Origin of the sequence: Secundilactobacillus silagincola, assembly GCF_002583405.1 — a bacterium.
Taxonomy (GTDB): Bacteria; Bacillota; Bacilli; order Lactobacillales; family Lactobacillaceae; genus Secundilactobacillus; species Secundilactobacillus silagincola.
This window is the reverse complement of sequence record NZ_BCMJ01000009.1, coordinates 22,815-35,045: the sequence shown is the minus strand read 5'-3', so window position 1 is coordinate 35,045 and position 12,231 is coordinate 22,815. Positions and strand designations below refer to the sequence as shown.

The 12,231-nt window shown below is 43.2% G+C and carries 10 protein-coding genes; 1 reads left to right on the top strand and 9 read right to left on the bottom strand.

The genetic code is table 11. The annotated features are described in order from the left end of the window. The first annotated feature begins 4 nt into the window (after positions 1-4). Positions 5-811, top strand: a complete 807-nt coding sequence (gene yidA / locus CES82_RS09890; protein WP_098825884.1) for a sugar-phosphatase — start codon at positions 5-7, stop codon at positions 809-811. Positions 812-887: 76 nt separating this feature from the next. On the opposite strand, the gene CES82_RS09885 is transcribed toward yidA, so the two are convergent. From CES82_RS09885 to CES82_RS09845, 9 genes are all read right to left on the bottom strand, one after another. After that, positions 888-1,238 (bottom strand): DUF3899 domain-containing protein, encoded by a 351-nt coding sequence (locus tag CES82_RS09885; protein WP_225364893.1) that lies wholly within the window; start codon positions 1,236-1,238, stop codon positions 888-890. Between the two features lie 80 nt (positions 1,239-1,318). After that, the gene (locus tag CES82_RS09880) at positions 1,319-3,196 is read right to left on the bottom strand and encodes a DUF2207 domain-containing protein (protein ID WP_098825882.1); all 1,878 of its coding nucleotides are present in this window, start codon (positions 3,194-3,196) and stop codon (positions 1,319-1,321) included. A 169-nt stretch (positions 3,197-3,365) separates the two neighbouring features. Next, a complete protein-coding gene (locus tag CES82_RS09875; protein ID WP_098825874.1) occupies positions 3,366-5,702 on the bottom strand; it encodes an ABC transporter ATP-binding protein/permease in 2,337 nt (778 codons plus the stop codon). 255 nt (positions 5,703-5,957) lie between these two features. Further along, the gene (locus CES82_RS09870) at positions 5,958-6,935 is read right to left on the bottom strand and encodes a ribose-phosphate diphosphokinase (protein WP_098825872.1); all 978 of its coding nucleotides are present in this window, start codon (positions 6,933-6,935) and stop codon (positions 5,958-5,960) included. A gap of 59 nt (positions 6,936-6,994) precedes the next feature. After that, positions 6,995-8,374, bottom strand: coding sequence for a bifunctional UDP-N-acetylglucosamine diphosphorylase/glucosamine-1-phosphate N-acetyltransferase GlmU (gene glmU / locus CES82_RS09865; RefSeq protein WP_098825870.1), 1,380 nt, complete (start codon positions 8,372-8,374; stop codon positions 6,995-6,997). A 58-nt stretch (positions 8,375-8,432) separates the two neighbouring features. Further along, positions 8,433-9,278 (bottom strand): pur operon repressor, encoded by an 846-nt coding sequence (gene purR / locus CES82_RS09860; RefSeq protein WP_098825868.1) that lies wholly within the window; start codon positions 9,276-9,278, stop codon positions 8,433-8,435. Between the two features lie 432 nt (positions 9,279-9,710). Continuing rightward, the gene (locus CES82_RS09855; RefSeq protein ID WP_098825866.1) at positions 9,711-10,502 is read right to left on the bottom strand and encodes a metal ABC transporter permease; all 792 of its coding nucleotides are present in this window, start codon (positions 10,500-10,502) and stop codon (positions 9,711-9,713) included. Continuing rightward, a complete protein-coding gene (locus tag CES82_RS09850) occupies positions 10,495-11,190 on the bottom strand; it encodes a metal ABC transporter ATP-binding protein (RefSeq protein ID WP_098825864.1) in 696 nt (231 codons plus the stop codon). The genes CES82_RS09855 and CES82_RS09850 overlap by 8 nt, the downstream gene beginning before the upstream one ends. Positions 11,191-11,295: 105 nt before the next feature. Then, positions 11,296-12,219, bottom strand: a complete 924-nt coding sequence (locus CES82_RS09845; protein ID WP_098825862.1) for an alpha/beta hydrolase — start codon at positions 12,217-12,219, stop codon at positions 11,296-11,298. Positions 12,220-12,231: the final 12 nt, after the last annotated feature.

The following is a 12,231-nucleotide window of genomic DNA, read 5'->3' as shown; positions in this document are numbered from 1 at the left end:
ACACATGGCAATCAAACTTATCGCAATTGATATCGACGGCACTTTAGTCAACGACCGTAAGCAACTCACACAACATACGATTGACACCGTAACGAAAGCACGTCAAAAGGGCATCAAAGTTGTCCTGTGTACTGGCCGCCCGATTACGGGTGTTTCACAATACCTAAAACCGCTAGACATCCAGGGTGACGACGAATACGTTGTTACCTTCAATGGCAGTCTGGCGCAAACCATTTCAGGTACCCCAATCGTCAGTCATAACATCACTTTAGAAGACTATATCGATTTAGAGGCAGTAGCACGCAAAGCTAACATCCATTTTCACATGGAAACGTTAGACCATATTTACACCGCCAATCGTGATATCAGTCCCTACACTGTGGCTGAGGCATTTCTCGTGCAAATGCCAATTCGCTTCAGAATGCCTGAAGAAATCACGGATGACCTGACGATTTCAAAGGGCATGTTTGTTGATGATCCTAAATTACTATCAGCCTTTATCAAAGATTTTCCTGAGGAATTAAAAGAACGTTTCTACGTGGTTCAAAGCGAACCCTACTTCTATGAAGCGATGAATAAGCAGGCCAGCAAGGGTAATGCCATTGCTGAACTGGCAACAAAACTAGGCTTTGCTTCTGACGAAGTTATGGCAATCGGTGATCAAGGTAATGACTTGACCATGGTGAAATTTGCCGGTACCGGTGTCGCCATGGGTAACGCCATTGATGAAGTAAAAGCCACCGCCCAATTCGTGACTAAAACAAATGAAGAAGATGGTGTCGCATACGCCATTGAAAAATTTGCGCTTTAAGCATTAAACCAAACAAAGAAGGCTAACAACCAGTTATGATGACTGCTTGTTAGCCTTCTTTATCTGTGTAAACCGATTAAATGGTCAAAATAATACTCAAAACGATTAACCCAATTGCGTTGATTAAACAAAACCAGGCGTATTTATTTACCACGATTGGGGCGTTTTTCAAACTGGCAACTTCACGTACAGAAATTTTTTCTTCAGGCAACGATTCTTCACCTTTGTGCCGTCGTCTGCGCCAACCCGCAAATAAATGGCCCTTTTCCAAAACGAAAAAAGCAGCACCAATTAAAAAGACTAAGCCAATCATGAACCAAACATTGGCCACCACGATCAACGGCTGCCACAGTAGTACTAACAGTCCAACCGCTACAATAATGACCAGTGTCAGTAGCGCCCAACGATATTGTTTTACCTTTTTCAAATTCTCCCACCTATTCAACTATTATTGTGCTCTAGCATAATTGAGATTGCGTGATGGTGCAAGCCCTTTTAGAGGTGAGGCTAAAACGCACCCCCACCAGAGCCGCCGCCAAAGCCACCGGAATCACCGCCACTAAAACCACCAGAACCGCCGCTATCCGACGAAAAATCACTACTAGAACTATCTACGCTGGCCGTTGTAAAAGTTGACGTAAACGCCGTCCCAAAATCAGCACCCGAATAACTGTCATCCAGATACATCGGGTAATAGCTCTGGAAGAATGGCGTTAATTCAGCAGCACTGAAGTTAACCGCCATGGCTTTTAGTACCCGCTTAGACAGACCAAACGCAGCGGCATATGGCAGCATCCGTTCCCACAAAATCAAATCCCCCACTTGAGACCGGTCGAATTCACCGATGTCATGCATCATGCTGCGGAAGTTACGAATTTGACCCGCAGCGTCTTCGCCCGCCTGAGTGTAGTGAGAAACGTGCCGCATATGCTTGATCGCCACAATTACACTGATGATGATAAACACAATACTAATAATCACACCAGCAACACGCAGTACCGGAACCGTGAAGAACAGTGCCGCTATTAGGCCGACGATTCCTAAAATCACATTGAAAATAATCAAGAGCCAGCCTTTAACACCAACGTCATCCGTCCGATGGTTAAACAGCCCCAGTGCGTCCGTTTCTTCATAACGAGATTCTCGCCAATTGTCAAACCTCTCCTTCAAGCTCAAGCTATCAGGATGTCTCCGTCGATAGTCCTCAATATCAATTAACGTAAAGGTTCGGTTGGGCTTAGTACCTTCACCGATTTGATTAAATAAGAATGACAATAACTTGTCGTTTTGATGATCAACACTAAGCTTTACGGTCTCTGTAAGCCGGTAGGTCGCCACTGATTCACGCAACATGGATGGCACTTTTTCAGCTTGAATCACCACTTCACCGTTAGCAGCCAGCTCCATTAGCCAAGCTGTAAATGCCCTGGTATCAGGCTCACTCTCGGTTAAAATACTTTGACTAGTCACCGCTGAATAATTAGGAATCTCAAAACTGTGAACCTTGGGCGTTTTCTTCACCGGCAAGCCGACGTGGTTTCTGAACCACCGCAATGTCTTTAGTAAATTCAAAAGTCCTAAGCCTAACGCCACCACCATAATCCCCAGCGGAATCAACTGGGATTGGATTCGCTTAAGATTAGCTTGTTTGGCCAATTTAGCTTCTTGTCTACGAACCGCTGCTAAATGATTCTTGTTGGAAGTCCTTGTATTGGCAGATGTTAATGACGTCGGGAAGACAATATGACTCTCAACAAAGGTTTTTGCTGGCACTTCGGCAACCTTCATGGTCACTTTGCCAGTCCTTTTATCAACCTGTGTATGCCCGCTAAGCGGACCATGAGTCCAGGCCTGTAATTGCTTGACGTTTTTTCCAGGTAATTGAACCGTAATTTGAACGTGTTTCAGTGGAACCGTCCATCCGCGACCAATGATTTTCCAGTTCAAGTCTGCCGTGTCAGCATAGTTGACGATCACGTGCCGAAGTCGGTACTTATAAAGATAAGTCACGCTTTCATCATAGGCCGTGTGGTAAACCTTGATCTGATAAATTTTACCGGAATCAGAAGTTTCATAGGTATTCTGTAACCCGGGCGTTTTAGCACTGGCGACTGTCTTACCATCCTTGGTTAAAATGGCCACAGTGGGGTTCCCAATAATGCCATCGGTACCCGCATAATCCTGTCTGAGAAACACACCATGGTATAGATCATCAAAATGATACTTAATTCGCTGTGTTACTGCCGCATCACCATTTTTTTCAATGTTAACGTTGATGTGGTAGCGATTAATACTATAACCTGCTGCAACTGCCTGACTACTCCCCCATCCCCAAAATAATGCAGCCAAAATCACCGTGAACAGAAACATGATTCGCTTTTTCATTTTGACACTCCCCCTTTAACCTCCCCATCATGTTATCAAACTATAATTTATTTGACCACTTAAATTTTGAAGATTAAGTTAAAAGTTCACAATCAAAAAAGCCACCAGGCATTTAGCAAATTACTAAATGTCTGGTGGCTCTTTATACCTGTTCACAATGATTTAAAAATTACTCACTTCGTAGTGCCGTTGCCGCATCTTTCTTAGACGCCATTCGTGCCGGAATATGACCGCCTAGAATAGTCAATACGGTGCTAACGATAATCAGAATGATTGCTGCCCACAAACTAAGTTGCGCAACGTTGCTGAGATTAGTTAAGTTCTTGATTACCGAATTAATTGGGAAAGTTGCCAGCCAAGCAATCACGATACCAATCACCCCTGAAGCCACACCTAAGATGGCTGTTTCAGCATCAAAGACCCGGGTAATGTCCTTTTTACGAGCACCCAATGCTTTCAGAACACCAATTTCCTTAGTTCGCTCAAGCACTGAGGTGTAAGTAATGATACTGATCATAATCATGCTAGTGACTAACGAAATGGCAGCAAAGGCAATCAACACGTAGGTAATGGCATTCATTAAACCACCCGTCAGTTTAGAAACGGAGCCAGCCATATCCGTATAAATGATTTTATCTGCCTTTGATTTACCCTTGTTATAACCATCCAGATATTTGAGCACTTTGTCTTTGTTTTGGAAAGTATTCGGGTAAATCATAATGCTGGCAGGCATCTTAGATCCGCCCAATGCGTTGATTACTTGGTCCTTAGCGGTACTATTATCAAGCGTTTGGCCCGTCAAGACGTTTCTTGAACTTGCCTTCTGTGCTTTCACAATTTTAGAATCAGCATTTTGAGCAACCATGCTCTTAGTCAACCGGTCACTATAAACGAAGCCAGGTGCCAAAATATTCTCTTCGTTAGCCGATTTTACTCGTAGTACGCCAACAACGCGTAACGTTTTATTACTGCTGTTATTGTACATCGACTGATAATTGTTGCTTGGCAAATACATCCCCATTCGCTGTGTGTAGTAAGTATCATTATTGACCGCTTTAAAGGTTGTGCCCACAATTTGATTGAAGTTAACTTTTTGGTTATTCTTGACGTTAAACCCTAAATTCTTCAACGCGTTCACGTTGGTTGAATTATCCTTGTTAACAATCAAGACCACGTCCGTAGCTTTACTTGGAAATTGTCCGGCCAAGGCCTTGTAATGTTTGTGCAAGAAGCTAACCTTGCCAGAATTATCAGTTGGATAAGAAGAAACTCCAACGCCCACTGAACTTGCCATCATACTGGAAACGTCTACACCATTAGCTTTCTTTTGATCTTGGTTCGAAAGCTGAACCGGTTTTACCTTGCCATTGACGTCTCGTAACAGATTCATGCCAGTAGTATAAGTATAACCAATGTTTTTCCCATATTTAGGATTCAATTTTTTAACATAATCAATGTATTTTTGAGAAATTTTGTTGGTATGCTGGGCTTTATCTGCCTCACTAGTCTCAGCGATCACTGCCTTATCTTTGGAAAAATGCTCCTTCTTCTGGCCACCATTATCAGCACCACTCTGTGACGATGCCGTTTGCGAAATCGTCACGGGGTACTGCGCCAACGTGTTGGATTGGGTTTTATCGATCTGTTTTTGAAAGCCGTTAGAAAGCGCCAGAACAACCGCGATACCAATAATCCCAATACTTGAAGCAAACGCCGTCAAAAAAGTACGGCCTTTTTTAGTTCGAATATTGGTGAAGGATAGCTTTAATGCTGTCCAGTAAGTCATTTTCGTTTTCTTCAAGGAAAACTTTTGATTTTCTTCCTTCTCATCGTATGGATCACTATCGGACTGAATCTTCCCATCCGCAAAACGAATGATTCGGTCAGCGTACTGATCCGCTAATTCAGGGTTATGCGTTACCATCACTACTAACCGCTCTTTAGAGAGGTCCTTAATGATTTTCATAATTTCCTGACTGGTTTCTGTATCCAACGCACCCGTGGGCTCATCGCAAAGCAGAATTTCCGGATCATTAGCGATTGCCCGCGCAATGGCGACCCGTTGCATCTGCCCACCGGAAAGTTGATTGGTCTTCTTATACATATGTTCTTCCAGACCAACCCGCTTTAAAGCAGTTATAGCACGTTCCTTTTTTTCCGTGCCAGAAACGCCACTCAAGGTCATCCCTAATTCAACGTTATCAATAATGCCTAGGTGCCCAATTAAATTATAGCTTTGGAAAATAAACCCCACGGAGTTGTTCCGGTACGCATCCCAATCTGACGCTTTAAACTCCTTGGTAGACTTACCTTTAATGACTAAGTCACCAGAATCATAAACGTCCAGCCCGCCAATATTGTTTAGCAGGGTTGTTTTCCCGGAGCCGCTGGGGCCTAAAATGGCTACAAATTCTTGTTTACGGAAAGCCACCGAAACATCGTCCAGTGCTTTCGTAGTGGTATCACCAACATGGTAATATTTTTTTAAATGTTTAAGTTCTAGCAAATTTAGTACCTCCATCATGTAAAGCCGATTATAGCCTACAATTGATAAATGTCAACTGTTGACTAACATTCAATATTTTATTACAAGGTATCAAATCTTTCATGTTGCCAAAATCAATATGTTCTAATATTGCATATCTTTTTAGTTCATTATACATGCATTGCTATTCTAAATCCCTTGAAAATTTGTGTACGTAGTAAAAAACAGGTCCTCTGAAATGAGAGAACCTGTCTCGATGACATTTAGTTTTGATTGCTATTCTTTACCGTGAAACCGGTTATGGAATAGTGGACTAACTGGGCGATTTTCGTGAATCCGGATAATGGCGTCGCCAATCAGCGGTCCAACAGAAATCTGCTTAATTTTATCAATTTGTTTTTCTTTTGGTAATTGGATTGAATCCGTCACAATTAACTGTTTAATGGCTGAATTTGAAATTCGTTCGATTGCGGGTCCCGAAAGAACAGGATGAGTTGCACTAGCGTACACTTCAGTTGCACCAGCATCCATCAAAGCTTGCGCACCTAGCGTAATCGTCCCTGCTGTATCGATCATGTCATCAATCATGATGGCACGCTTGCCTTTAACGTCACCGATAATGTTCATAATCTCAGCAACGTTAGCTCTTGGCCGTCGCTTATCAATAATGGCGATCGGAGCCTTCAAAAATTCAGCCAAAGCACGAGCACGACTAACACCACCATGATCAGGAGAAACTACAACCGCGTTCTCCGCAATACCATGGTTAATAAAGTAGTCTGCCAATAATGGTGCGCCCATTAAATGGTCGACCGGAACATCAAAGAAACCTTGAATTTGCGCAGCATGCAAATCTAAAGCTACGACTCGGCTAATACCAGCCTTTTCCAACATATTTGCAACTAACTTGGCAGTAATGGGTTCACGCGACCGGGCTTTACGGTCTTGACGCGCATAACCATAGTACGGAATAACCACGTTAATTGTTGCCGCACTTGCACGACGCAATGCGTCTACCATAATCAACAGTTCCATTAAATTGTCGTTGACAGGAGCGGAAGTCGATTGAATCACGAAAACGTGGCAACCACGAATACTTTCTTCAATGTTGATCCGGATCTCACCATCACTAAAGCGGTCAACTGATGTTTTTCCAAGACTAACACCAACTTCATCAGCAATACGCTGAGCAAGTGGTTTGTTGGAATTTAACGCAAAGATTTTCAACTTTGGGTCATTATATTTCTCTGACATGGGATCCTCCAATGGCTTAATTCTACGTACATTTTACACTAAATAACAAATTCAGTACATTATTTTTCTGGATCGTAAGGTAACTTTTTGAAATATCCCGGTTTATTGGTCTGCCGAGAACGTGCAATGGCCATATCATACTGGTTCACTTCATCGGTAATGGTTGAGCCAGCCGCAATAAAGGCGTGATCAGCAACCGTTAATGGTGCAATCAGGTTAGAGTTACTGCCAATAAAGGCATCGTCACCAACCGTTGTTTCGTGCTTGTGGGCACCATCGTAGTTAACAAAGACGACCCCGCAGCCCACGTTGATCCGTTTGCCTAAGTGTGCGTTACCTACGTAGGTTAAATGACCAACTTTAGTACCTTCATCGATAGTGGCTTTTTTAACCTCAACAAAGTTACCTAAGTGCACGTTCTTACCAATGTGTGAGTCTGGACGTAAATGACTCATTGGCCCGATATTGCTGCCATCCTCCATTTCAGAATCTTCCAAATAAGAAGATGTCACCGTCACATTATCATGTAAAACCGTATCATGCAACTCTGAATGTGCACCAATACGACAATTATCACCGATGACCGTCTTGCCCTTCAAAAGGACGCCTGGTTCAATAATAGTGTCAGAGCCGATCTTAATATCAACATCAATGTACGTGTCCTCTGGGTTAATCAGCGTCACACCGTTGTTCATATGATATTCATTGATTCGCCGTTGCATGACTTTAGTTGCCTTGGCTAACGCAACACGATCATTGACCCCCATGGATTCTTCAAAGGAAGGCATCCGGTAAGCGGCCACAATATCGCCTTGTTCCTTCAAAATCTGAATCACATCTGTCAGGTAATACTCGCCCTGTGCGTTGTGGTTAGAAGTCTTATGGAGCGCTGCGAAAAGTGCCTTATTATCAAAAACATAGACACCAGTGTTGATTTCGTTGATCTCTTGTTCCTGTTTGGTGGCATCCTTTTGTTCGACAATTTTTTCAACAATACCAATATCGTTACGAACGATACGACCATAACCAGTTGGGTCTGGCGCCTGAGACGTTAAAATAGTGGCAACCGCTTTTTTGGCTTCATGATACTGAAACAGTTTTTCAAATGTTTCAGCCCGAAATAACGGCGTATCACCACTAACAACTAAGGTCGTTCCGTCTTGATCTTTTAACAAGGGTTCCGTCTGCAAAACAGCGTGACCCGTACCAAGCTGTTCTTTTTGCAGAACGTACTTAGTTCGGTCACCCAAGGTTTCTTCAACTTGTTCAGCACCATAACCCACCACTGTGACAATTTGATCCATGTGTGTCTTTTCAACTTGTGTCAACACGTGATCAACCATCGAACGGCCGCAAACTTGATGCAAAACTTTATACAGCTTTGACTTCATTCTAGTTCCCTTACCAGCAGCGAGAATAATCGTATTTCTAGTACTCATTTAGACAAACTCCTTAACATTATTAGTAAAACTCTTGATTTAATGAACCTTCAAACGCCTAATCTTGAAATTGAGTCAGTCGCTCCGGCGTATAAATTTGTTCAGCAAAATTCCCGGCAGTGACATCAACGTGATCGTTAGTAGCATGTATTTTAAGCAACGAAGTATACTTCGGTACCTTTCTTTCGCCCTCAAAAGTGCCTTCAGCAAAAACGGCAACACCAGCAACCTTAGCATCAAATTCTTTAACTAAGGACTGCATGCCACCCACTGTTCCGCCGCCTTTCATGAAATCATCCACAATTAAGACGCGAGAATCTGGCGTTAGGCTACGTTTTGAGAGTGCCATTTTTTCAATCCGGCTACTAGAACCAGATACGTAGTTTACACTAACGGTGGAACCTTCAGTAATCTGTGAGTCATGCCGAGCGATAACAAATGGCACGTTTAAGTAATCCGAAATACTTTGAGCAATCGGAATACCCTTCGTTGCCACCGTTAATACGGTATCAATCTCATCTTCCAAATACTGAGTGGCTACCAGCCGCCCTACTTGACGTAAAACGCTTGGTCGGCCCAGCAAGTCTGACATGTACACATAACCACCCGGTAAGAAGCGATCGGCTTCAGACAGTGATTCAATCACGCCATCAACAAACTCAGTGGCTTCTTGCTGGGGAATATACGGAATAAACCGTGCGCCACCAGCTGCGCCAGGAACAGTCTCTAATAGGCCAGTCCCACGGGCTTTCAGTGTCCGTTTCAAAATCGTCAGGTCTTCGCTGATTGAAGACTTAGCTGAACCATAACGTTCCGAAAAAAAGGTCAACGACACTAATTGATGAGGCCGCTCTAATAGGTACCGGGTCATATCAATCAACCGGTCGCTTCTTCTTACTTTCACTTTGGTTTCCTCCATGTCACTTAACTTCAGATTTAATATTCTCATTCTAGCATAAATGTTCGGGTTTTAGGGATGGATTCTTTGAATCTCATGATTTTATTAATAAGCCCGCGAAGTTTAGTCGTTTTACCTGTTTTTTAATCGTCTAGATATACGGATACTTTAGCTGCTTTCGTATGCAATGAACTGTGCCAGTTAATACAAATAATGGGCTTGTGACAAAAGTCTATATCGACAAGGATTTAATTTAATTTCTTGACTCACACACATCCTAAAATTTACTTTAGTTCATTACTTGAATATAGCCTTAACCTGTTCCACAACTCAGATTCCGGCCATATAACACCAAACAACGCCATCCCGATAAAACCCATCGGAATGGCGTTGTTTGGTGTTATATTCTGGAATCTACCGAATTATGTCGCAGCTTTCTCATGCTCGCATTCGCTGATAAACCAGTGCACTGAAATAAAAAATCACTTCAATGACTGCAATAAAGAAACTCACCGGCCAATTAGTGACATAACTGAGGTAAAGCCCCAACCAAACACCGATCAACGAGAACGCTACAGCGACGCTGATCATCATGCCCACTGTATGAGCAAAATACTTGGCTGCCGCCGCTGGTAAAGTCAGCAGAATAAAAATCAATAATGAACCAACAATTTGGGCTGCAACACTGACGGAAAACGCCAATAGCACCAAAAAGATAACCGATAAAGTTCGGGTCCATAGCCCTTTTACTTGGGCGCCAATCGGATCAAAGGAGTCAAATTTTAGGTAGCGATAAATCACCATAACGACAACTAGCACCGAAACAGATAAGATCACCATCTGAACCACGTTAGCACGACTGATTCCAATCACACTTCCAAATAAAATACCGGTAGCATAACTAGCGTTGCTGTCAGCCAGTGAAAGGAAGAGGATTCCTAATCCAATGGCTAAGGCCGAAATCGCCGTGATCGAATTTTCACGTCTTGACGATTTAGCACCCAGTTCACCGACGCCAATGGAGCTAATGGTCGTAAACAGCAGCATACCATTTAATGGCTGCCAGCCCATAAAAATACCAAAAGCCGCACCAGCAAAACCAATTTCAGATAAAGTATGAGTTAAAAATGACATGTTACGGGCAATCACAAAGACACCCATGATACCAGAGATAATGGCGATCAGTGTGCCAGCCATGTAGGCGTTTTGCATAAAGGGATAACTAAGCATTATTCATCTCGCCTACTTTCTCATTGGTCAAATCCGAAATATTACCAGCTTCATATTGGCCTGGACTCAAAAATAAGTAATGATCCGCGTAACGGCGCGCCAATGGAATATCGTGAGTCACAAAAATCACGGTCAGTTGCTGATTTTTGTTGATCTGTTTTACAAGATCAAGTAATTCAGTTTTAGCCACCGGGTCCAGACTGGCAGTCGATTCATCAAGAATCAGCAGGCTTGGCCGGTCAAGGAGAGCCTGAGCCAAATACGCTTTCTGTTTTTCGCCACCCGATGCTTGACCCAAAGGCCTGCGACGAATGTTGAATAGTTTTGTTTCAGTTAATATTTCGGTCACTCTTTGCCGCTCTTTTGCCGTTAACCATGGCACACCAATTTTAGCAAAATTCAAGCCCACGAAATCTTGAATACTAAGGGGATACTCCGCATCAATATTACGAAATTGCGGTACATAACCAACCGGTACAGCTTGACGATTAGGCAAAAAGTCTAAAGTCCCGCTGGTTGGTTTTAACTCCTGTAAAATCAAGCGCATGAGTGTGGTCTTCCCCACCCCGTTTTCACCGACGATACTCAAAAAATCACCACGTTTCAAATCGTAGTTCAAATTCTTCAGTACCTGCTTATCAGGGAAAGCAAAGGATAGTTGTTTTAGTTGTAGTATAGATTCAGTCATAAAAACTCCTCAATTAAAAAAAGCACCTAGGTGCTTTTTTATTTACTGCAAACAGTAATGATTACTATTTTATTGTAAAGGTTTCTATAAAGAAGTCAATCTCTTTTAGAGATATTGCGCCAAAAAGTCAGCTAGCACTTGCTGATAACGCTCTGGATCATGTGCATAGGCCTGAATATGCTTGGCGTGAGGCACAATGTATGACTGTTTAGGGCCCCGAATGGCATCATACAAAACTTTTGCATGCTTCACGGGTACCACTTGATCATCTTCACCATGAATAATCAGTACTGGCACCATCGCCCGCTTAAGCTGTTCATCCACCCGTTCTTGACTCAATCTCGAACCAGTGCGCCAGCGTGACAGCCAATCAGCAATTGGCACAATGATGTTAGCTGGCAAATGATAATCACGCCGAAGCGTCGTTTTGGCCATCTGATAGATTGAAGCAAAGCCTGAATCAGCCACCACAGCCTTTACGTTCTGCGGTAAGTGTTCTCCGGCAGCAGCTAGAACCGTTGCAGCGCCCATGCTGAATCCCATGAGCACAATTTTAACGTCAGCACCTAACTCATCGATAACTTTATTAACCCAGCCCAGATAGTCCTTTCTGTCCGGCCAGCCAAAACCGATTCGGTGACCGTCACTTTCACCCTGTGCCCGTGCATCCGGCATCAAAACATTGAATCCATGATCATGAAACAGGCGTGCATACGGAATCATCTGTTCTCGAGCGTGATTGATACCATGCGCTAGAATAACGACCCGCTGACTTTTTTGCGCAGCTGGAATGTAACTAGCACGTAACGTTAGCCCATCCGGCGTGGCCTGCCGCCATTCTTGAATTGGCTGTTTGAGATACCAGACATTATCGGTAGCCGTATTTTCCGCCACTGCTTTGTGATGCCCCTTTTCTTTTTCCGAGTCACTGATGTGGGTCATACCATGATAAGCTGCGACACTAACGGCTACAGCTGCTGTTAAGCCAGTCGCAATCGTTGCGGCAGAAATTTTAAGCCATTTAGACAAAATACCATCACT

What these genes read in the sequence shown, in the direction of transcription:
- yidA (WP_098825884.1), top strand. Translation starts at nt 5, where the DNA reads ATGGCAATCAAACTTATCGCAATTGATATCGACGGCACTTTAGTCAAC.
- CES82_RS09855 (WP_098825866.1), bottom strand. Translation starts at nt 10,502, where the DNA reads ATGCTTAGTTATCCCTTTATGCAAAACGCCTACATGGCTGGCACACTG.
- CES82_RS09880 (WP_098825882.1), bottom strand. Translation starts at nt 3,196, where the DNA reads ATGAAAAAGCGAATCATGTTTCTGTTCACGGTGATTTTGGCTGCATTA.
- CES82_RS09870 (WP_098825872.1), bottom strand. Translation starts at nt 6,935, where the DNA reads ATGTCAGAGAAATATAATGACCCAAAGTTGAAAATCTTTGCGTTAAAT.
- CES82_RS09850 (WP_098825864.1), bottom strand. Translation starts at nt 11,190, where the DNA reads ATGACTGAATCTATACTACAACTAAAACAACTATCCTTTGCTTTCCCT.
- glmU (WP_098825870.1), bottom strand. Translation starts at nt 8,374, where the DNA reads ATGAGTACTAGAAATACGATTATTCTCGCTGCTGGTAAGGGAACTAGA.